This window comes from Paractinoplanes abujensis, assembly GCF_014204895.1.
Taxonomy (GTDB): domain Bacteria; phylum Actinomycetota; class Actinomycetes; order Mycobacteriales; family Micromonosporaceae; genus Actinoplanes; species Actinoplanes abujensis.
In genome coordinates, this window is the sequence record NZ_JACHMF010000001.1 from 5777765 (window position 1) to 5798262 (window position 20498).

Annotated in this window: 18 protein-coding genes; 8 read left to right on the plus strand and 10 right to left on the minus strand. The window is 71.0% G+C overall.

All coding sequences use genetic code 11. From position 1 onward, the window contains the following. The first annotated feature begins 211 nt into the window (after nucleotides 1-211). Nucleotides 212-1060 carry a polysaccharide deacetylase family protein gene (locus BKA14_RS26320; RefSeq protein WP_184953524.1) on the plus strand — a complete coding sequence of 283 codons (849 nt, stop codon included), beginning with the start codon at nucleotides 212-214 and terminating at the stop codon, nucleotides 1058-1060. A gap of 12 nt (nucleotides 1061-1072) precedes the next feature. Here the strand turns inward: BKA14_RS26320 and BKA14_RS26325 are convergent, their stop codons facing one another. Beyond that, on the minus strand, nucleotides 1073-1441 hold the full coding sequence (locus tag BKA14_RS26325) for a DUF3499 domain-containing protein (protein WP_184953525.1): 369 nt from the start codon (nucleotides 1439-1441) through the stop codon (nucleotides 1073-1075). Between the two features lie 206 nt (nucleotides 1442-1647). On the opposite strand from BKA14_RS26325, the gene BKA14_RS26330 reads away from it, so the two are divergent. Continuing rightward, nucleotides 1648-2127, plus strand: coding sequence for a metallopeptidase family protein (locus tag BKA14_RS26330; protein WP_438861904.1), 480 nt, complete (start codon nucleotides 1648-1650; stop codon nucleotides 2125-2127). Here the strand turns inward: BKA14_RS26330 and BKA14_RS26335 are convergent, their stop codons facing one another. The 3 genes from BKA14_RS26335 to BKA14_RS26345 all read right to left on the minus strand — a co-directional run bounded on the left by BKA14_RS26335 (nucleotide 2128) and on the right by BKA14_RS26345 (nucleotide 6199). Then, nucleotides 2128-2385 carry a WhiB family transcriptional regulator gene (locus BKA14_RS26335; protein ID WP_014688021.1) on the minus strand — a complete coding sequence of 86 codons (258 nt, stop codon included), beginning with the start codon at nucleotides 2383-2385 and terminating at the stop codon, nucleotides 2128-2130. Nucleotides 2386-2669: 284 nt separating this feature from the next. Further along, on the minus strand, nucleotides 2670-5180 hold the full coding sequence (locus tag BKA14_RS26340) for a bifunctional FO biosynthesis protein CofGH (RefSeq protein WP_184953526.1): 2511 nt from the start codon (nucleotides 5178-5180) through the stop codon (nucleotides 2670-2672). A gap of 74 nt (nucleotides 5181-5254) precedes the next feature. Then, nucleotides 5255-6199, minus strand: coding sequence for a hypothetical protein (locus BKA14_RS26345; protein WP_184953527.1), 945 nt, complete (start codon nucleotides 6197-6199; stop codon nucleotides 5255-5257). Between the two features lie 112 nt (nucleotides 6200-6311). On the opposite strand from BKA14_RS26345, the gene cofD reads away from it, so the two are divergent. The 3 genes from cofD (at nucleotide 6312) to BKA14_RS26360 (ending at nucleotide 9079) form a co-directional block, all read left to right on the plus strand. Then, the gene (cofD, locus tag BKA14_RS26350; protein WP_184953528.1) at nucleotides 6312-7268 is read left to right on the plus strand and encodes a 2-phospho-L-lactate transferase; all 957 of its coding nucleotides are present in this window, start codon (nucleotides 6312-6314) and stop codon (nucleotides 7266-7268) included. A 231-nt stretch (nucleotides 7269-7499) separates the two neighbouring features. Then, on the plus strand, nucleotides 7500-8525 hold the full coding sequence (locus BKA14_RS26355) for a coenzyme F420-0:L-glutamate ligase (protein WP_221478078.1): 1026 nt from the start codon (nucleotides 7500-7502) through the stop codon (nucleotides 8523-8525). Then, complete coding sequence (locus tag BKA14_RS26360; protein WP_184953529.1) at nucleotides 8522-9079, plus strand: NUDIX hydrolase; 558 nt, start codon at nucleotides 8522-8524, stop codon at nucleotides 9077-9079. Before BKA14_RS26355 ends, BKA14_RS26360 begins: the two co-directional genes overlap by 4 nt. Here the strand turns inward: BKA14_RS26360 and BKA14_RS26365 are convergent. Both BKA14_RS26365 and BKA14_RS26370 read right to left on the minus strand, forming a co-directional pair. Then, nucleotides 9070-10185 carry a mannose-1-phosphate guanylyltransferase gene (locus tag BKA14_RS26365; protein WP_184953530.1) on the minus strand — a complete coding sequence of 372 codons (1116 nt, stop codon included), beginning with the start codon at nucleotides 10183-10185 and terminating at the stop codon, nucleotides 9070-9072. The two genes, BKA14_RS26360 and BKA14_RS26365, sit on opposite strands and share 10 nt — an antisense overlap. An 18-nt stretch (nucleotides 10186-10203) precedes the next feature. Then, entirely contained in the window at nucleotides 10204-11355 is a 1152-nt protein-coding gene (locus BKA14_RS26370; RefSeq protein ID WP_184953531.1) for a glycosyltransferase family 4 protein, read from the minus strand. A 160-nt stretch (nucleotides 11356-11515) separates the two neighbouring features. On the opposite strand from BKA14_RS26370, the gene BKA14_RS26375 reads away from it, so the two are divergent. Continuing rightward, on the plus strand, nucleotides 11516-12220 hold the full coding sequence (locus BKA14_RS26375) for a TIGR03089 family protein (protein WP_184953532.1): 705 nt from the start codon (nucleotides 11516-11518) through the stop codon (nucleotides 12218-12220). Between the two features lie 51 nt (nucleotides 12221-12271). On the opposite strand, the gene BKA14_RS26380 is transcribed toward BKA14_RS26375, so the two are convergent. Both BKA14_RS26380 and BKA14_RS26385 read right to left on the minus strand, forming a co-directional pair. Further along, entirely contained in the window at nucleotides 12272-14209 is a 1938-nt protein-coding gene (locus BKA14_RS26380) for an acetoacetate--CoA ligase (protein WP_184953533.1), read from the minus strand. A 20-nt stretch (nucleotides 14210-14229) separates the two neighbouring features. After that, entirely contained in the window at nucleotides 14230-14727 is a 498-nt protein-coding gene (locus BKA14_RS26385) for an acyl-CoA thioesterase (protein WP_184953534.1), read from the minus strand. Between the two features lie 117 nt (nucleotides 14728-14844). Between BKA14_RS26385 and BKA14_RS26390 the strand changes: the two genes are divergently transcribed. Then, nucleotides 14845-17751, plus strand: a complete 2907-nt coding sequence (locus tag BKA14_RS26390) for a hypothetical protein (protein WP_184953535.1) — start codon at nucleotides 14845-14847, stop codon at nucleotides 17749-17751. 70 nt (nucleotides 17752-17821) lie between these two features. Beyond that, a complete protein-coding gene (lexA, locus tag BKA14_RS26395) occupies nucleotides 17822-18430 on the plus strand; it encodes a transcriptional repressor LexA (RefSeq protein WP_184953536.1) in 609 nt (202 codons plus the stop codon). Between the two features lie 145 nt (nucleotides 18431-18575). On the opposite strand, the gene BKA14_RS26400 is transcribed toward lexA, so the two are convergent. Together BKA14_RS26400 and BKA14_RS26405 are read right to left on the minus strand one after the other, a co-directional pair. Further along, on the minus strand, nucleotides 18576-19001 hold the full coding sequence (locus tag BKA14_RS26400; protein ID WP_184953537.1) for a hypothetical protein: 426 nt from the start codon (nucleotides 18999-19001) through the stop codon (nucleotides 18576-18578). Nucleotides 19002-19161: 160 nt separating this feature from the next. Continuing rightward, nucleotides 19162-20058 carry an arginase family protein gene (locus tag BKA14_RS26405; RefSeq protein ID WP_184953538.1) on the minus strand — a complete coding sequence of 299 codons (897 nt, stop codon included), beginning with the start codon at nucleotides 20056-20058 and terminating at the stop codon, nucleotides 19162-19164. Nucleotides 20059-20498 lie beyond the last annotated feature (440 nt).

Here is a 20498-nt window from a genome sequence, read left to right on the forward strand (position 1 = left end):
GCGACCCCCCTCCGCCCACCAGCTACTGGCCGCCCTGCACGCCGTGGACCGCCGCGCAATGGCACTCACTCGACGGGTGCTGAAAAGGGTCCGAACCGGCGACGAACGGCCGTTTGACGTCTCCCCTGACCGTGCCGAATCGCGCCGGGAAGCAGCGGTTCGCGCCGCCCGGACGGCATTGTCGGCAGCCCGACGGCACAGGGAGGCTTGGATGCGAATGACACGCGCCCGGAAGGCGGTTCTGCTCGGCGTCGTGCTGCTGGCCGTGGGCCTGACCGGGCGCGCGTCGGCCGAGACGAGACTGCCCGAGGCCGCCCCGCCGGTCACCGCGTCCGCGCCGACCATCGAGCCGGCCGCCCCGCCCAAGGCCACCAAGCCCAAGGCCACCAAGCCCAGGACCAAGCCGACGACGAAGCATCCGGGCGCCCGTAAGGTCAGCAACCCGCGCTTCGGCGGGCCGGCGGGCAGCCACGTGCTCACCGGCACCAAGGGCGTCGCGCTCACCTTCGACGACGGGCCCGACCCGGCCGAGACGCCGAAGCTGCTCCGGCTTCTGGCCAAGCATCACGTGAAGGCCACCTTCTGCCTGGTCGGCAGCAACGCGCAGCGGCACCCGGAGCTGGTGCGGCAGATCGTCGCGGGCGGTCACACGCTCTGCAACCACACCTGGAACCACAGCCTCAAGCTGGGCAAGAACCCCGCCCCCAAGATCCGCGCCGACTTGCAGCGCACCAACGCGGCGATCCTCCGGGCCGCGCCCCAGGCGAAGATCAAGTATTTCCGCGCGCCCGGCGGCAACTTCACGCCGCGGCTGGTGGCGGTGGCCCAGCAGCTGAAAATGACCTCGATCTACTGGGACGTCGACCCGCGCGACTGGAGTCACCGCAAGGGCGAGACCAGCGCGGCCCACCAGGCCAAGGTCATCTCGAGCGTGGCCCGGCACTGCCGGCCGGGGGCGATCGTGCTGTCGCACGACTACGCGCAGCCGGACACCATCAAGGCCTACAAGAAGCTGATCCCGTGGCTCAAGAAGCGCTACACGCTCGTCGCGCTGCCCTAGCCGTTTCCGGCGTCAATGCGAGGGTGGGATGACCCGCAGGTGACCCCGGCGGCCCGTCTGGTGGCCGGGGATGCGCTCCTCGTCGTCGGTGCGTGGGGGCGGCGCCGGCGGGCGGGCGGCCTCGCGCACGGCGTCGGCCAGCGCGACCAGGTCGTCGGTGGTGGGCGGGGGCGGGGCGAAATCGCCGTCGTGCCGGACGAGCTCCCAGCCTCGGGGGGCGGTGAGACTGCGGGCGTGCGGCTCGCACAGGTCGTACGTGTGGGGTTCGGCGAAGGCCGCCAAGGGGCCGACGACAGCCGTGGAGTCGCTGTAGACGTAGGTCAGCGTGGCGACCGCCTGTCGGGGACAGCCGTTCCGGGAGCAACGCCGTGGTGACCTCACGGCGGCACGTTATCTCTCCGAGCGCCCGCGTGGGTGCGGAAGCCCCGCGACACGCCGACCCACGATGCATCACGATTCGGCCATGACGACCCGACACGCCGCCCCCGAAGGGACGAATTACCGGCGTACGCCCCCGTTGGGACGAATCACCAACGCCGCAAGTCCTCTGACGCCGTGTCACACCGTCGGAGGACTAGAGTTGCGGAGTGACCACCAGTCCCGAACGCCGCCGCACCGATCCTTCCCGGGCGGCGCGCAAGTCCGGTCCGGGGCATCCCGCGCGCCGCGACCGGCACGGCCGGGGGCTACGGGGCAGGCTGGTGCCGGCCACCGTTCCCCTCGCCCGCACCAAGGCCGAGATCTTCGACGACCTGGTGCTCGACACGGTCGAGCAGCTCGAGCGGCGTTACGCCAAGGAGCTGGCCGGTGTCGAGTTCGCGGTCGAGGACGTGCCGCCCGAGCTCAACGTCTACGACTCCGACGTGCTCGAGGACGGCGAGGTGCCGCTGGCCCGGCTGCTGCCCGGTCGCCCCGGCCGGCAGGAGCTCCCCCCACGAATCGTGCTCTACCGGCGGCCGCTGGAATTCCGGGCGATGGACCGTGAGGACCTCGCCGACCTCGTCCACGATGTGATCATCGAGCAGGTCGCCAACCTGCTCGGGGTGGATCCTGACGAGCTGTCCTAGCTAGGCCACGCGCCGCTTGAGCTTGCGACGCTCGCGCTCGGACAGTCCACCCCAGATCCCGAAACGCTCGTCGTGACCCAGCGCGTATTCCAGGCACTCGGCCTTGACCTCACAGCGGCCGCAGATCCTCTTCGCCTCCCGGGTGGACCCACCCTTCTCCGGGAAGAAGGCCTCCGGGTCGGTCTGCGAACACAGCGCCCGTTCCTGCCACTCGGGCGCGTCCCCGAGCAGGTCGACCCCTTCAACCTGCGCTTCCATCGGCGTGCCTCCCAATTTCCGCGCCGGCTGCGATGCCGGCGCTGACCCCCCACGCACGCAGCGTGTTATTTGTGAGCAGAGTTCGCATTCACGACTTCCTCACTCACAACCCCACCGAAATTACACGCGTGTAAGACGTGCGTCGTCAAGCCGAACCTGATAAATAGGCCCGTTTCCACGGCACGCTTCGGCGCGTCGCGGTCCCGTTCCTGCCATATCTCTCCGGGGCACCGGAAAGTAACGCAGCGCGGCCCGACTACGTCCTATTTAACCCGATTTGTGACCTAGCGTCGACCGTAGATTGTCGTCCGCTCCACGGCCGGGCGACCCGCGGCCGCCGCAAGTTCCTTCAGCTCAGCGACCGTTCGTGCCGATCCGTGCTCGGAACCCGCCATACGTGAGATCGTTTCCTCCATCAGGGTGCCGCCAAGATCATTGCAGCCCCCGTTGAGCATTACCTGAGTGCCTTCGTCGCCCAGCTTCACCCACGAGCACTGAATGTTGTCGATGCGGCCGTGCAGCAGGACCCGGGCCATCGCGTGCACGACCCTGTTCTCCCGCCAGCTCGCGCCGTTGCGGGCGATGCCGGCCAGGTAGATCGGCGCGTTGGTGTGAATGAACGGCAACGCCACGAACTCGGTGAAGCCACCCGTACGGTCCTGGATGCCGGCCAGCACGCGGAAGTGACCCAGCCACTGCCGTGGGTGGTCGACATGCCCGTACATCATCGTGGAGCTCGACCGGATGCCCAGCTCGTGGGCGGTGCTCACCACGTCGACCCAGGCGCTGGCCGGGAGCTTGCCCTTGGTCAGCACCCAGCGCACCTCGTCGTCGAGAATCTCGGCCGCGGTGCCGGGGATCGTGCCCAGCCCGGCCTCCTTCAACTCGGCCAGCCACTCGCGCACGGGCACACCGGCCTTGGCCGCGGCGGTGACGATCTCCATCGGCGAATAGGCGTGGACGTGCATGCCGGGGACGCGCTGCTTGACGGCCCGCACCAGGTCCGCATACGCCGTCACGGGCATCTTGGGGTCGATGCCGCCCTGCATGCAGACCTCGGACGCGCCGTCCTGCCAGGCCTGCGCGGCGCGCTCGGCCACCTGGTCGACGGAGAGGCGATAGGCGTCGGCGTCCTTCTCGCGCTGGGCGAACGCGCAGAAACGGCACCCGACGTAGCAGACGTTGGTGAAGTTGATGTTGCGGTTCACCACGTACGTGATGTCGTCGCCGTTGACGTGTTTGCGCAGGTCGTCGGCGATATGGGCGAGCTCGTCGAGGGCCTCGCCGTCCGCGTTGAACAGCGCCATCGCGGCGTCCTCGTGCTCGGGCAGCAGCAGCTTGGCCGGGTCGGAGGCGGCCAGCTTGAGCCCGGTGAGCACATCCTGCGGCAGGCTGGCCCGCGTGTCGGTAGTGATGTGCGCGGCCACCTCGGCCCAGTCGCCGTAGACATGATCGAAATCGGAGCGCCGGTCGCCCGTACGCCCCTCGGTGTCGATCGTCGCGAACAGATCGGTGCGGCCCGAGCCGTACGCCTCGTCGGGCTCCTGCCAGGGACGGCCCACCACCTCGGCGTCCTCGCGGGCCAGCCCGTCCGGACCGGCCAGCGCGGCCACGTGGGTCGCGAGCCGGGGATCGAGCCAGCCCTCGGCGCCGCGGCGGACGTATTCCGGGTAGATCGTCAGACGTTCGCGCAGCTCGAAGCCCGCCTCGGCCGACCGGGCCCGGAGCAGGTCGATCTGGGGCCACGGGCGCTCCGGGTTGACGTGGTCGGGCGTCACCGGCGACACGCCGCCCCAGTCGTCGATGCCGGCCCGCAGCAGCAGCGCGAACTCGGCGTCGATCAGGTTGGGCGGGGCCTGCACGCGGGCCCGGGGGCCCATGATGATGCGGCCCACGGCCACCGTGGCGGCCAGCTCCCGCAGCTCGGCGTCGGGCATGCCGCGCATCGCCGTGTCGGGCTTGGCGCGGAAATTCTGGATGATGACCTCTTGGATGTGACCGAACTCGCGGGCCGCGCGACGCATCGCGAAGAGCGCGTCGACCCGCTCGGCCGGGGTCTCCCCGATGCCGATCAAGATGCCCGTGGTGAACGGCACGCCCACGCGGCCGGCGTCGTCGAGAACCCGCAGCCGAACGGCGGGCTCCTTGTCGGGAGAGCCGAAGTGCGGACCGCCGGGCTCCGACCACAGCCGGGTCGCGGTGGTCTCGAGCATCATGCCCATGCTGGGCGCGACCGGCTTCAACCGCTGCAGCTCGGCCCAGCTCATCACGCCCGGGTTGAGATGCGGGAGCAGGCCCGTCTCCTCCAGCACGGCGATCGCGCAAGCCCGCACATAGTCGAGGGTGGAGTCGTAACCTCGCTCGTCGAGCCACTGCCGGGCCGCGGGCCAGCGCTCCTCGGGCCGGTCGCCCAGCGTGAACAGAGCCTCCTTGCAGCCCTGGGCGGCGCCCTGGCGGGCGATCTCGAGCACCTCGTCACGCTCGAGGAAGGCCGCGGGCAGGCGATGCGGCACCGTGGCGAACGTGCAGTAGTGACACCTGTCCTGGCAGAGCCGGGTCAGGGGAATGAAGACCTTGCGGGAATACGTCACCACGCCGGGCCGGCCGGCCTCGCGCAGACCGGCGTCGCGGACGGTGCCGGCGATCGTCAGCAACTCGTCGAACTGGTCGCCCGTCGCCGCCAGCAGGGCCGTCGCCTCCTCGGCGTCGACCGCCTTGCCGTCGGCGGCGCGGCGCAGGGCGCGCCGGATGCTCGCTTCTGTGGGCCCTTTTCCGACCGTGCTGACCTCTGCCACCCCAGCAGCCTAGGCCGGAAACCCTGCGGCTGCCCCGGGCGAACCGGGGCAACCGCAGTGGCATAGGACACGAGTCAGCGGCGCGGCGGGTCCTCGTCGGCCGGGCCGAAGCCGGGGCGGTCCTCCGGGATCTTCTCGGTGCGGTCGTCGCCCGGGGGTGTCGCGGCGGGCGCCGTCCGGGTCGGCTCGGTGAACTGGGACTGCGGGAACGCCGTGGTGGGGGCCGGGTGCGGCGCGAACGGGCCGGGCGGGCCCGAGGCCGGCGGCGCGGGCGGAGCCGACGCGGGCATCGGGGTGGCGGGCTGGTTCCACGCCGGCGGCTGGCCCTGCGGCTGCCCGTACTGCGAGGGCTGCTGGGGCTGCGGATAGCCCTGCGGGTAGCCCGGCTGCGGCGGCGCGCCCGGCGGCGGGTAGCTGCCCGGGGCGAAGCCCGGCTGCTGCGGCTGCGGCGGCGGGCCGTAACCGGGCTGGCCCGGGTAGGTGCCCGGCTGCCCGTAGGCGGGCTGGCCGTAGACCCCGGGCTGCTGCTTGGGCTTGGCCACCTGGAACAGACCCTGCCAGAGGCGGAACGTCGCATACCCCGCCACGCCGAGCAGGCTCAGCCACGCCGCGCGCACCAGCAGCTCCTCGAACGCGATCCGCGCGCCGTTGTTGGAGGCGTGGTTGATCAGGCCGATCAGCAGCCCGAAGAGCACGCCGAAGAGCGCCATCACCGCGTACTCCACGACGGCGATCAGCGTGATCAGCGACGCCTTGGGGTGGCGCGGCTGCACCAGCACCGCCAGCAGCACCGCGGCCAGCGGCATGAACACGGTCGCCGTGTTGACGAAGCCGTAGAAGCTGTCCTGCGTGCGGTAACCGAACTGGTTCTCGCCGTCCGGGATCAGCCGGATGACGGCCACGAAGAGCAGCAGGGCAGGGGCGCCGACAAGCGCGTACGCCGCGAGATCACGCAGCGGGCGGAGGAACTGCCCCGCCGGTTTGCCCTCGCCCGGCGCGGGCTGCGGTTGGCTGGTCACGGAACTTCTCCCTGATGACGGTGGGTGAGGTCGGCTAAGGGTAGACCGGTCTGGCACGCGCTCCGATACCCGGCGGCGCGTTCTGTCATACCGGTGCGGGAGGATGGCTGACATGCGGATCGTGGTCCTCTCCGGCGGCATCGGCGGCGCGAAGTTCCTGGCCGGTGTGCGCGCCCATGCCCGTGGCCTCGGCGCCGAGGTCACCGCCGTGGTCAACGTCGGCGACGACGTGCGCATGCACGGCCTGCAGATCTGCCCCGATCTCGACAGCGTGATGTACACGCTGGGCGGCGCGCACGACCCCGAGCGCGGGTGGGGCCGGGTCGGCGAGAGCTGGGTGGTGAAGGAGGAGCTGGCCGCCTACGGCGCCGAGCCGTCATGGTTCGGCCTGGGCGACAAAGACACCGCCACCCACCTCGTACGCACCCGGATGCTCACCGCCGGCTATCCGCTGTCGCAGGTCACGGCCGCCCTGTGCGCCCGCTGGCAGCCCGGTGTGACGCTGCTGCCGGCCACCGACGACCGCCTGGAGACTCACGTGGTGGTCGACGTCGAGGGCGAGCGCAAGGCGATCCACTTCCAGGAGTGGTGGGTGCGCTACCGCGGTGACCTGCCGACCCACCGGTTCGTGTTCGTCGGGGCCGAGGCGGCCCGGCCGGCGCCCGGCGTGCTCGAGGCCATCGCCGGGGCCGACGTGGTGCTCGTCGCGCCGAGCAATCCCGTGGTGAGCATCGCCCCGATTCTGGCCGTGGGCGCGATCCGCGACGCCGTGGCCACCGGCCCGGCGCCGGTCGTGGGCGTCTCACCCATCATCGGCGACTCCCCGATCCGCGGCATGGCCGACAAATGCCTGGCCACTGTGCAGGTCGACGTCTCCGCAGCGGGCGTCGGCGGCCTCTACGCCGCGCGCTCGGCCGGCGGCATCCTCGACGGCTGGCTGGTCGACACGTCCGACGCCGGCGTCGAGGTCCCCGGCGTCGAGACCCGCGCTGTCCCGCTGTGGATGACGTCGGAGGAGACCACAGCTCAGATGGTGAAGGACGCGCTGGCCCTGGCGGGAGTCGCCTAGACAGCGGCCGGCGCGGGTGGTCAAGAACCCGGCCCGGGCTCGCCGAACCACTGCTGTACACGGCGACGCTGTCGAGCCGACCGAACGGTTCGCCGCCCTCGGAGAGTGATCAGCGCTACTCCGGGGGCGGTGTCGCGGTTCACGGCCTCGTCGGTCAAGCTGGGCGGGACACTCACCGCAGAGGGGGACGGGGTCGTGACGGACGGGCTGGAGATCCTGCCGGTGCGCGGGATGGGCCACATCGTGGCCGGTGACGACCTGGCCGAGCTGATCAGCGCGGCCGCGCCGTGGCTGGCCGACGGGGACGTGCTGGTGGTCACCAGCAAGATCGTGTCGAAGGCGGAGGGGCGGCTGGCCGAGGTGCCCGCCGACGGGCCCGAGCGCGAGGAGGCCCGCCGCGAGGTGCTGGCCGCGGAGACCGCGCGGGTGGTGGCGCGGCGCGGGCCGACGACCATCGTGCAGACCCACCACGGGTTCGTGATGGCGGCGGCCGGCATCGACGCCTCGAACGTCGACAAGACCCACCTCGTGCTGCTGCCCGCCGATCCCGACGCGTCGGCCCGGCAGTTACGGGCGGCTTTCCGCGCCCGCGGGCTCGACGTGGGCGTCATCGTCTCCGACACCATGGGCCGGGCCTGGCGCAACGGGCTGACCGACGTGGCCCTGGGCGCGGCCGGCATCGAGCCGATCCGCGACCATCGGGGCGAGACCGACCCGTACGGGAACGAATTGGAGATCACCCAGATGGCGGTGATCGACGAGCTGGCCGCGGCGGGCGAGCTCGTCAAGGGCAAATGTGATCAGGTGCCGGTGGCCGTGGTGCGGGGTTACCCGCGCTCCGGCATCCGCGACGCGGACGGCGCCGCGGTGCTGCTGCGCGACGCCGCGTCCGACATGTTCAGCCTGGGCACGGCCGAGGCCCGCACGGCCGGGCTGCGCGACGCGGCCCAGCTGCCCGACGGCGCCCTGCCCGGCCGCCCGGTCGACCCGGCCGCCGTCGACCGGGCCGCGGCGGCCGTCGCCGATGCGCTCTCCCCCGCCATCGTCGTCGCGCCGGACGAGGCGATCGCCGGCAGCGGCGCCACGGCCGCGCTGCACCTGCGGACCCGCGACATGTCGCCCGCGGGCTGGATGCGGCTGGGCGCCGACGCACACCGGCTGCGGGCCGCCCTGGCCGCCGAATCGATCGTCACCCTGTCACTGCCCCACGAGGACGGCATCCGCCTCGAGCTCTCCGGCACTGAGGAGTCACGTTGACGTTGCATGCGGACGCTGTCCGGCGGCTGGAAACCTGGCGGCCCACCTCCGACGAGGCCGCCCTGGCCCGGAAGCGGACCCTGGAGCTGCTGGCCGACGGACCGGTCGCGCTGACCCGCGCCCATCGGGCCGGTCACGTCACGGCCAGCGCGCTGATCGTCGACGGGGACGGGCGGGTGCTGCTCTGCCTGCACGGCCGCCTGGGCAAATGGATGCAGCTGGGCGGGCACTGCGAGGCCGGCGACGCCACCCTGGCCGCGGCCGCGCTGCGCGAAGCCACCGAGGAGTCGGGCATCTCGGGCCTGGTGCTGGACGAGACGCCGATCGACATCGACGTGCACGAGGTGCGCTGCGGCGCCGCCGACGGCGAGCCGGCGACGCCTTCGGTGCACTACGACGTTCGGTTCCTGCTGCGCTGCCCGGCGGGCACGCGCGAACAGATCAGCGAGGAATCGGCCGAGCTGGGCTGGTTCACTCCCGACGACCTGCCGAGCCCGCTCGCGTCGGGCACGGCCCAGCAGATCCCTCCGGCTTTGGCCCGGCTTCAGACGTAGCCGTGCTGGCCGAGCTCCTTGAGCTCGTCGACCAGGCTTTTGACCTCCTGCGCGCGCTCGCGCGGGATCACCAGGACGGCGTCGGGGGTGTCGACGATGACCAGGTCGCGCACGCCCATGGCGGCGACGAGACGGCCCTGGGTCGGCACGACCACCAGGCCCTCGGTCTCACGCAGCAGCACGCCCGACTTCTGCTCCAGGTCGTGACCCACGACCACGTTGCCCGACGGGTCGGCCGCCAGCACCTCGCCCAGCGTGTGGAAGTCGCCGACGTCGTTCCAGCCGAAGTCGCCGGTGACCGTGCCGACCCGGCCGACAGTGGCCGCGCCTTCCATCACCGCGTAGTCGACCGAGATGCGCGGCAGGGTCGGCCAGACCTCGCCCAGCACCTCCTCGCGGGCGCCCGTCTCCCAGGCCTGCGCAATGCGCGAGATGCCCGACGCGAGCTGGGGCTGCTGCCGCGTCAGCTCGGCCAGGAACGCGTCGACCCGCCACACGAACATGCCGGCGTTCCACAGGTAGTTGCCCGACTTCACGTAGCCCTCGGCCACGTCGTACGTCGGCTTCTCCTTGAACTCCTCGACCGCAAGCACCGGGCCGTCGCCGATCGCGCTGCCGCACTGCAAGTAGCCGTAGCCCGTCTCGGGGCGGGTCGGGGTGATGCCGAGCGTCATCAGCAGCCCCTCGCGGGCGCCGACCATCGCCTTCTGGATGACCTCGGTGAAGCCTTCCTTGTCGGAGATCAGGTGGTCGGACGCGAACGACCCCATGATCGCCTCGGGGTTACGCCGGGCGATCACCGCCGCGGCCAGGGCGATCGCCGCGCAGGAGTCACGCGGCGACGGCTCGACCAGCACGTTCGCCTCGGGGATGGACTCGAGCTGCCGCGACACGGCGGCCGCGTGGGCGACGCCGGTGACGACGAAGATGTGGTCCATCGGGGCCAGCAGGTCGAGCCGGTCGACCGTGGCCTGCAGCAGCGACGCATCGGTGCCGGTCAGCGGATGCAGGAACTTGGGGTGCCCGGCACGCGACAGCGGCCACAGCCGGGTGCCCGTCCCGCCCGCCAGAACCACGCCGTACAGGCCGTCGAGTTGATCGCTCATGCGCACAGAGTGTAAAGGTCAGAGGGCCGCGACTCGTTTCCAGGTTGTGACGTGCACTTCCGCGCTCGACGCCCAGGTGAATTCCTTGGCCCGATCAAAGCCCGCCTTGGCCAACGTGAGGCGGCGAGGCTCGTCGTGCAGCAGGTCAGCCAGGTCGGTGGCGATCCGGTCGGCATCCTCTGTCGTGTACGCGACAGCGTCGCCGCCGACCTCGGGCAGCGAGAGCCGCGGGGTCGTCAGGACCGGAGTCGCGCACGCCATCGCCTCGAGGATCGGCAGGCCGAAGCCCTCGCCGAACGACGGGTAGCAGGCAACCAGCGCGCCGCCCAGGAAACCGGGCAGGTCTGCGTACCGCAGGTAGCCGGGGCGCAGCAGGCGCAGGTGGGACGGCACCTCGGCCACGGCCCGGTCGATCTCGTCGTCGTGACCCTGGCCGCCGGCGAGCACCAGCGCGGGCGGGTGCGGCCAGTCGGCGACCGCGCGGGCCCAGCCGCGGATCAGGTTGGGCACGTTCTTGCGCGGCTCCTTGGCCCCGAGGAACGCGACATAGCCGGCGTCGGTGAGGCCGAGCCGGGCCCGCACGCGCGCCTTCTCCTCCTCGGTGGGCGCGTGGAAGGCCGCCTGGTCGACGCCGTGATAGGCCACGTCGATGCGGGTCGGGTCGGCATCCAGCAGCCGGATCAGCTCGTCGCGGGTGGCCTTGCTGGGCACGATGACCCGGGCCGCGCGGCGCAGCGACGTCTTGATCGCGCTGCGGAAGAACGTGCGCTTGGTGTTGTCGTAATGCTCCGGTTCGGTGAAGAACGTCGCATCGTGCACGGTCACCGTGACCGGGCAACCGGCGCGGAGCGGACAGGTGTAGAAGGGCGAGTGCAGCACCTGGGCGCCGACCTGCTGGGCGAGCAGGGGCAGACCCGTCTGCTCCCACGCCAGCCGGGCCGGGCGATGCGCGACGGCGGCCGGGCCGGCGATCACCTCAGCCTTGTTGTCGAGCATGCGGCTGTAACGCTCCGCATCCGAACGCTGGGCCACCACGGCCAGATCGACCCGGTCGGGATCCATCCGCCCGAGGGCGCCGAGCAGGCCGTCGACGTATCTGCCGACACCTCCTCGGTCAGCGGGAACGCTGGTGGCGTCGACGAGCACTCGCGGGGGGCGACCGGCGGTCACGAGGCAACTCCCAAAGAGGTTGTAATTCAGACCACTGGCAAGGGTACGCCCGCAATGCATCGCGCATGTGACCGCGACACCGCCTTGTCCCAAGCGTTTCGCTGTTCTCATCGCCCGTTCAGGATCGATTACGTACGGTAATCCCTCTATCGTTGTCCCGGTGGAGACGACGATCCCGCAGGTGCTGGCGTCCGCGGTGCGCCGCGATCCGGCGAGTCCGCTGCTGACGTTCTACGACGACGCGAGCGGTGATCGGACGGAATTGTCCGGCGCGACACTGGACAACTGGGTCGCGAAAACCGCGAACATGCTGGTCGACGGTCTGGGGCTGGGCAGCGGCGACACGGCCGCGGTGACGCTGCCGCCGCACTGGCAGACGGCCGCGATCCTGCTCGGCGTGTGGTCGGCCGGAGTGACGGCGAAGATCAACGACCCGGAGTCGGCCGATGCGCTGTTCACCGCGCCGGATCAGAACACTGTGACAAAAGCCCCGGACCGGTACGCGACGGGCCTGCTCCCCTTCGCGATGCCGCTGCGCGAGTTGCCGGACGGTTTCGCTGACTACGTCCTCGAGGTACGCCAGTTCGGTGACCACTTCCCGGGGGCGCCGGTCGCCGCCGAGGATCGGGCGCTCGGCAACCGGACGCACGCCGAGGTGATCGCGGCCGCCCAGGCGCGCGCCACCGAGCTCGGCATCACCCCGGGCGGCCGGATGCTGATCGACGCGACGCCCTACTTCGATCCGATCGACTGGCTGGTCGCGCCGCTGGTGGCGGGCGCGTCGATCGTGCTCTGCGCCAACCTCGACCCGGTCAAGACGAACAGCCGGGTCGAGTCGGAGAAGGTCACGCTCGTCGTCGCCTAGGGCCTGTCCTGCCGATCACGCCGCAGCCCCGCGTGATCGGCAGGACAGGGCCTAGCCTGCTCCCCTTCGCTTGGCCAGCTCCTCGAACGCGACCAGGGACTCCGGGTTGGCGAGCGCGCCTTTGGCGGCCGCCGACTCGACCGGGGTGCCGGTGAGGATCCGCTTGACCGGCACCTCCAGCTTCTTGGCGGACAGGGTGCGAGGCACCGCCCGTACGGCGTGAATCTCGTCCGGAACGTGCCGGGGGGACAGCGCGGCGCGCAGCTCACCGGCGATCCGCTTGCGCAGCGTGTCGTCCAGCTCGAGACCCTCGGTGAGCACGACGAACAGCAACAGCTCGCCGTTCGGGTTGCCCTCCTGCTCCAGGTGCACGACCACGGAATCGGCGACCTCGGGCAAGCTCTCCACCACGGAGTAGAACTCGGCTGTGCCCAGCCGGACGCCGCCACGGTTGAGCGTCGCGTCGGAGCGACCGGTGATCACACACGAGCCGTCGGCGCCGATGGTGATCCAGTCGCCGTGCCGCCACACGCCCGGGAAGTAGTCGAAGTAGGCCTCGCGGTAGCGCTTGCCGTCCGGGTCGTTCCAGAAGCCGACCGGCATGCTGGGCATCGGCGCGGTGATCACCAGCTCGCCGAGCTCGTCGAGCACCGGGCGCCCCTCGGGGTCGTACGCCTCGACCCGGGCTCCCAGCGCGCGACAGGCGATCTTGCCCTCGACGACCGGGAGCAGCGGAACCGCGCCGACGAAGCCGGTGCACACATCGGTGCCACCGGACAGCGACTGCAGTTGCAGGTCACGGCCGACCGCCTCGTAGACCCAGTCGAACCCCTCGGGCGGCAGCGGCGCGCCGGTCGAGCCGATGCCCCGGAGCCGCTCCTTGCGGGGCGTGATCCCGGCCTTGCGGCAGGCCATCAGGAACGGCGCCGACGTGCCGAAATACGTGATGCCGGCCTCGTCGACCAGGTCCCACAGGGCTGACATGTCGGGGAAGCCGGGATTGCCGTCGAACAGCACGATGGCCGCGCCCACGGCCGGCCCGCTGACCAGGAAGTTCCACATCATCCAGCCCGTGGTGGTGAACCAGAAGAAGCGGTCACCGGGGCCGAGGTCGTGGTGCAGGGCCAGCATCTTGAGGTGTTCGAGCAGGATGCCGCCGTGGCCGTGCACGATCGGTTTGGGCAGGCCCGTGGTGCCCGAGCTGTAGAGCACGTAGAGCGGATGGTCGAAGGCAACCTTCTCGTACGCCATGGGGTCGTCGCCCTTGAGGTCACCGAACGTGTCCCGGGCCGGGTCGAGGTAGCCGATGGTGATGACGTGCTCGAGGGACGGGAGGGCCGCTCGGATCGCCGCCACCTCGTCGGTGCGGTCGATCGGCTTGTCGCCGTAGCGGTAGCCGTCCACCGCGACCAGGACCTTGGGCTCGATCTGTTGCCAGCGGTCGATCACGCTGCGTACGCCGAACTCGGGGGCGCAACTCGAGAAGATCGCGCCCAGGCTGGCGGTGGCGAGCATCAGGACGTAGGTCTCGGGGATGTTGGGGGCATAGGCGGCGACCCGGTCCCCCCGGGCCACTCCGCGCGCTTTCAACCCCGACCGCACGATGCGCACTTGTTCCAGTAAGTCGCTTTTTGTCAGCTCGATCGGCTCGCGCGACTGGGAGTAGGCCAAGACCACCGGGTCGTCGGCGGCCAGGCCGGGCATGCGCAGCACATGCTCGGCGTAGTTGAGGGTCGCGCCGGGAAACCACTTCGCGCCCGGCATGGCGCTGTCGGGCAACACACCCGAGGGCGGGTCGTGCCAGATCACCTCGAAGTAATCCGCGATCGACTGCCAGAACGCGGGCAGGTCGTCGGCGGACCACCGCCACAGGGCCGCGTAATCGGCGAACGCCAGACCGCGCTCCCGCTCCAGCCAGGACAGATAGTGCCCGATCCGGGACGTTTCGCGAACATCCGCCGGCGGCTGCCACAACACTGCGCCCGTCATGCGATCACCTTAACGTTGACTCAGTCTTCCCTGGCCTTCTGGATGGCAGCCCGCCGGGCCAGGCGATGCTCCCGCCGGATCAAAGCCTCGCGGAACCGGCGCTCGTCGTCCACGTTCTCCGGCAACACCGGAGGCACGTTCCTCGGATGGCCGGCCACATCCACCGCCACGAACACGAGATAGGCCGTCGCCACGGTCAGCGGCTCGGCGGCGACCACATCCCAGCGTTCCGCGGCCAGCTTGACGCCGACCTCCATCGAACTGGTGCCCGTCCAGTTGACCTGCGCGTACGCGTGCACGAGATCACCCACGCGTACCGGTTCGAGAAACACGATCTCGTCGATCGCGGCCGTGACCGCCGTGCCGCCGCTGTGCCGGGCCGCCGCCGCGCCGGCCACGTCATCGACGAACTTCATCAGGACGCCGCCGTGCACGGTGCCGTACAGGTTGACGTCCACCGCGGTCATGATGCGGCTCAACGTGACCCTGGAATGGCTGGTGGGGCGGCCTTCACTCATGCGGCGTAGGTTACGGCGTCCTTCCGTGCGGTGGCCCGGCGACGGTACGGTTCGTCGAGCCGCCAGTGTTCGGGGAGAGAAAGCGTGCGCCACTTCAGGTCGACCTTGTATGCCCTCGTGCTGGCACCGGCGGTGTGGATCCTCGCCGGAGCCGGATTCACCACGAGCCTGACCACGCGGGGGCGCGACGACTTCGCCGTCGAATCGGCCACCGGGCTGCTGCTCCTGCTGCTCGCCGGCACGGCGTACGGAATCCTGCTGTTCGCCCCGATCTCGCCGGCCGGGCCGGTCCTCGGCGGGCTCGCGTACCTGGGCGTCTCGCTGTGGGCGCTGGTGTCGCCGGGAGGATATGCGGGGATATGGCCGGGTGCGGTGGCGAAAGAGGGCTTCGACCTCAGCCGGCCGGGCTACGGGCTGGCGGCGATGCTGGCGTTGCCCCTGCTGTGCACGGCGCTGAGCGCGCGGCGGTGGGAGCGGTACGAGCCGCCGGTGCTGCCGATCATCGGACAGGTGGGGCGGGCCCGGGGGAAGGCGGCGGTGGTGGGTTCGCCGGCCGTCGGGGTGATGACCACCGCGGTCGTGACACCGACCGACCCGGACCCGACTGCGGTGCTGCGTCTTCCGGACCCGAACAACACGACGGCCGTGATCGCTCCCACCGCCTCGGATGATCCGCCGACCGTGGGCGCTGTGACTGCCGCACCGGCTGATCCCGATGTGACCACGGTGCTGCCTTCGGACGAGCCGACATCGACCGGTACGCGGTTGGAAGCGCCCGCCGCCGCCGAGATCACTGACGCCCCCGCTGGCGACGCTTCTATTACTGATGTCTCCGTCGCTGACAGGTCCGCTGCTGGTGTTTCCGCTGCCGACAGGTCCGCTGCTGACTTCTCCGCCGCTGACACGTCCGCTGCTGATGTTTCCGCCGCTGACACGTCCGCCGCTGGTGTTTCCGCTGCTGACGGCCTTGCTGCGGTCGGCTCCGCTGCGACCGGCCGCGACTCGGAGCCGACAGTCGATGCGTCAGCCGGTGCCGGCGCGCCGGCACCTGCGCTCGCCGGGCCGCTGCGCGAGGTTGCCGCGGTGGCGCCCGAGGACGAGGCCACCATCGCGTGGCCGACATTCCGGGATCAACGTCGCACCACCGTGATCGTCTCCGCCGACGAGGCGGCCACCGTGGCTGCGCTCTGCGACGGGCAAGCTTCGACCCGCCGGGCCACCGTGACGCCTCCGCCCGCGGAACCCGAGGTGAAAGCCGTCGACACGGCAGCTCAGCCGGCGGACTCCAGCGGCGACGACGAAGCTACGACCGTCCTCACGGCTGTCGGCATGCCGTCCGGAACCCTCCCCGCGGGGCGGCCGGCCACCGAGAGCCTGCCGACCGCCGGCTCGGACGACGCGACATCGGAGCTCCACGCGCCCGTTCCCGCCACCGACGAAGCTACGACGCTGCTGACACCCGTCGGCACCGCAACCGGCGATGGTGAGGCCACGGCCGCCGGCACGCTCGGGCCCGACGAGGACACCGCACCCTCGGCCGTAGTCCGGAGCGCGGATGAGGCGACGACCGTTCTGCCGGTCGCAGGGATCACGCCCGGCCCGCGACACACCGACGCCGACGAGGCAACCGCCGATCTCGACGCCACCACGGATCTCGACGCGACCGGAGCTCAGCCCGACGACACCGACGACACCGACGACACCGACGACACCGACGAGGCTACGACCGTGTTGACGGCCGTCCGCGCAACGGGCGACGAACGGGCAACGGCCGACATCACCGACGAAACGGCCGAGCCGCTCAACACCCACGCCGACGAGATCGAGGCTGCTCAGGCTGAGGAGCCGACCGCCGCTCGGCAGGAAGATGCGGGCGGCCCTGGTGAGGAGGCTGCTCCGGGTCGCGCGAGCGATGACGGGGACGAACCGTCGACCGTCATGTCGGTGACCGAAATCGCGGCTGCGGGGCTAAAGGTCGCGGGCGAGGAGCCGATCGCGGATGTCGACGACGCGTTGTTGTTCGTCAGTGCGAAGGCCCGGCCGGCGCCGCACTCGCGGGCGGTGCCGCCGGACTTCGAGGAGACCCGGGAGTTCGGGGCGCCGGATCCGGAGCGGACCCGAGCCATCAAGATCGGTGAGCTGACCACCAAGCTGCCGGTGACGCCGGCCGCGGGTGAGGAGTGGCGGGAGGTAGTCAACGAGCCGGTCCGGGCCCGCGCGTCGGTGGCGGCGCCGGATGTGGACGGCCCGGATCTGAGCGGGGCCGAGGTGACCAGGGCGCTCGACGCGCCCGACCCGGAGCGGACGCAGACCATCCGGGTGGCGCAGCCGGATGCGGAGATCACGCACGCCATCAACGTGATCACGTCGGAGGACGCACACGCCGCGTCGGGCATCGACGACGCCGAGATCACCCGGTCGCTGAGCGCGCCGGATCCGGACCGGACACAGACCATCATGGCGCTGGCCGAGAGCACGCGCTCGATGGAGATCGACGGCGCGAACCGGCTCACCGAGGCGTCCGCTCACGTCGTACGGGAAGACGACCTGCGGCTTATGCCACCGGTGGCGCCGGCCGGAATCGCCCGGCATCCGGGTCTGGTGGCCGACGAACGACCGGTCGCAAACGGGGACGCCGGAGCGGAGGAGACCCAGGTGATCTCGTTCGACCCGGACCGTACGCAGATCGTCCGGCCCGGCTCCGTCGAGCCGCCCGGCGAGCGCACCCAGTTCATCCGGCTGCCCGCCGCCGGGCAGAACACGGTTGCCGACCGGACCGGAGCCGTACGGCCAACCGGTGCCGGGGAGCAGATCGGGCCAGCGGCCGGGACGGTCGAGCCGGCGGTGGTTTCGATCGCCGCGGCCGAGCGGCCCGACTTCGCCGAGGACCCGACCAGCCGGATCGTGCCACCGGGCGGGAACGGCAACGGGCCGGACTCCGAGAAGCGCGAGATGACCGTGATGAACATGGAGCGGCCGCCGGAGGCCGAACCCGACATCCCGCAGCAACGCCGGCCGAACTGATCGGCGCGAGGTTACGGGGAGTCACCCGATCGAGTCGTACAGATGATCGAAAGTGTAGTAACATCACCGCATGTCCACGGACGACGTGCCCCTGACCAAGCGGCAACGGCAGATCTTTTCGATGATCCGCGAGTGGATCGACCAGCACGGTTATCCCCCGACCATCCGTGAGATCGGCGCCGCCGTCGGGCTCGACTCGCCGTCGTCGGTGACCCATCAGCTCAAGGCGCTCGAGGATCGCGGGCTCATCCGGCGCGGCGCCCGGGGATCGCGGGCGATCGACGTGCGCACTCCGGGTGAGCAGGCCAACGTGCCCGTCCCGGTGATCGGCACGATCGCGGCCGGCGCGCCGATCCTGGCCGACGAAAACGTGGACGAGGAGCTCAACCTGCCGCTGAGCCTGGTCGGCCACGGCACATTGTTCGCGCTCAAGGTCAAGGGCGACTCGATGATCGAGGCCGCGATCTGCGACGGCGACACGGTGGTCGTGCGCCAGCAGCAGGTGGCCGACAACGGCGACATCGTCGCGGCCATGATCGACGGCGAGGCCACGGTCAAGGTGTTGCGGCGCAACGGCCGGCACATCGAGCTGGTTCCGCGCAACCCGGCCTACGACGTGATCCCGGGTGACGACGCCACGATCCTGGGTCGCGTGGTGACGGTTCTGCGCCGCGTCTGAAAAGTGCACTCGGGCCGCATCGGTGGAGATGCGGCCCGAGCACCGGGGTGATTCAAGGGCGGGGTGGTTCAGCGACGGGTGCGAGAGCGTGGACGGAACCCTCGCGCCCGCGTCTCACCGGGCCGGGCTACCCGGCCCGCGATGATCAGCGGTGGCCGCGCGGCCCGTGACCGCCGTGACCGTGACCGCCGTGACCGTGACCGCCGTGACCGCCCCACGGGCCGTGGCCGTGGCCGCCCCACGGGCCGTGGCCGTGGCCGCCGCGGAAGTCACGCTCGACCTCGAGGGCCCACAGGCCGCGCTTGAAACCGAAGCGGACCCGGTCGCAGTCGTAGTCGTCCCAGCGGTTGCGGAACTCGCCGATGCGGCCGGCCTGCTCGCAGGCGCGCAGGGTCCGGAAGTAGCCGACGACGCGGTCGCGGCCCCAGCCCTTCTCCGCCTTGGTGGTGGTGGCCGGCTTGGCGACCGGGGCCTTGGTGCTGTCGGCGGCCATCGCGGGACCGGCGGCCATGGTGGCGCCGGCGACCAGGCCCATCGCCATCATCGTGAACGTGCGAGCTGCCTTGTTCATATCTACCCTCCAGGTTTGCGTGCTGCCTTGTGTCACAGATCGTGGCATATCGGACAGACTTGCCCGGAACAGGCGGATACGTACTTTCGGCCGATCTTGGTTGACCGTTTGTGCGGGCGGTCACACGAGCCGCGAAAAAGCGACGCTCAAGGGTTCGCGTCTACGTGCTCAGGGCGGCGGCGACGGCCGTGGAGAAGTCGTCGAGCACCGCGCGGTCAGGCGCGTGATCGGGGTTGACCTCGGTGATGACCAGCGCAGCCAGCCGCGCGCCACTCCCTACGAAGACCGACAGGCAAGTCATGGCCTCGTGCAGGGTCAGGCCGGTCGGCTCGCCGCCGGAGTCGGGCACGTCCGCGATCGGCATGTCGGTGAAGCGCAACACGTCGACGTCGAAGTGCAGCACGAACGACTCGCCCGCGGCAGCCAGCGCCTTCTCGGCCGCGGAACGCGGGTCGCGGTGCACGTCGGCGGCGGTGACGCGGGCGATGGAGAGCTCCTCCAACAGCTCCCGCTCGTGATCGGGACCGTCCTCGGCGAGAGTGTCCCCAAAGGACACGACGCGCGCCGGCGTGAGGGGTGCGCCGACGGCCGCGACCTCGGGCAGGTGACCGGGCAGTCGCAACAGGTGGGCCATTCCCATCGCGTCCAGGTTGCCGTTCGAGCGGGTGTCCGGGGTGAAGAGGTCGGGCCCACCGTCCATGTAGAGCAGTGCCGGTTCCCTGGCGGCGCGGTCGAAACCGGCCAGGACGCCGACGGTGATGCTGCAGTCCCCGCCGAGCACGAGCGGGACGCGATCGTCGGCCAGGACGGCCGTCACGGCTTCCGCCACGTCGTCGGCCACGGCGGCCACGGTCGCGGCGTTCTGCCCACTCTGCCGGGCCGGGTCGGGCCGCCACCGGAAGCCCCGAACGTCACCACGATCCTCAACGTCGAGCCCACCCGCACGCAGGTTGTTGATCAGCCCAGACTCCCGCAGCGCGGTCGGGCCCTGCTCAACGCCGGGCGTATGCGCGCCCGCACTCGACGGCACACCCAGCACACTCCATCGACGACTCATGAAGCAATCTTGCTACGCCCAACTCCCCAACCGCTGCCCGTAGCCACCCGCACAGCGCCACCCGCTCGGCATGGCCACCCCACCGCGCCACCACCCCTATCGCGCCACCACTCCCGCCGCGCACCACCCGCACCACGTCCCCACTCCACCGCGTCACCACCCGCACTGCGCCACCACCCCATCGCGTCACCATCCACACCGCCCCACCACCCACACCGCACCACCACCCACACCACGTCCCCACCCACACTGCGTCACCACCCACACCACGTCACCACCCACACCACGCCACCACCTGCACCGCGCCATCCCCCCAACCGCCGGGTCGGCCGCGGGAAACCACTGGCCTCCCGCAGCCGACCGATGGGGTGGCAAGAGATCAAAACGAAGAAACAGCCGAAGGTAAGGCCGGTGAAGCGGCGGCGAGGCGGCTGCGATTC

Coding starts and splice junctions, on each gene's coding strand:
- BKA14_RS26355 (WP_221478078.1), top strand. CDS start 7,500: ATGGGCCACATCGTGGCCGGTGACGACCTGGCCGAGCTGATCAGCGCG.
- BKA14_RS26335 (WP_014688021.1), bottom strand. CDS start 2,385: ATGGAAGCGCAGGTTGAAGGGGTCGACCTGCTCGGGGACGCGCCCGAG.
- BKA14_RS26320 (WP_184953524.1), top strand. CDS start 212: ATGCGAATGACACGCGCCCGGAAGGCGGTTCTGCTCGGCGTCGTGCTG.
- BKA14_RS26400 (WP_184953537.1), bottom strand. CDS start 19,001: ATGAACAAGGCAGCTCGCACGTTCACGATGATGGCGATGGGCCTGGTC.
- BKA14_RS26405 (WP_184953538.1), bottom strand. CDS start 20,058: ATGAGTCGTCGATGGAGTGTGCTGGGTGTGCCGTCGAGTGCGGGCGCG.
- cofD (WP_184953528.1), top strand. CDS start 6,312: ATGCGGATCGTGGTCCTCTCCGGCGGCATCGGCGGCGCGAAGTTCCTG.
- lexA (WP_184953536.1), top strand. CDS start 17,822: ATGTCCACGGACGACGTGCCCCTGACCAAGCGGCAACGGCAGATCTTT.
- BKA14_RS26385 (WP_184953534.1), bottom strand. CDS start 14,727: ATGAGTGAAGGCCGCCCCACCAGCCATTCCAGGGTCACGTTGAGCCGC.
- BKA14_RS26380 (WP_184953533.1), bottom strand. CDS start 14,209: ATGACGGGCGCAGTGTTGTGGCAGCCGCCGGCGGATGTTCGCGAAACG.
- BKA14_RS26365 (WP_184953530.1), bottom strand. CDS start 10,185: ATGAGCGATCAACTCGACGGCCTGTACGGCGTGGTTCTGGCGGGCGGG.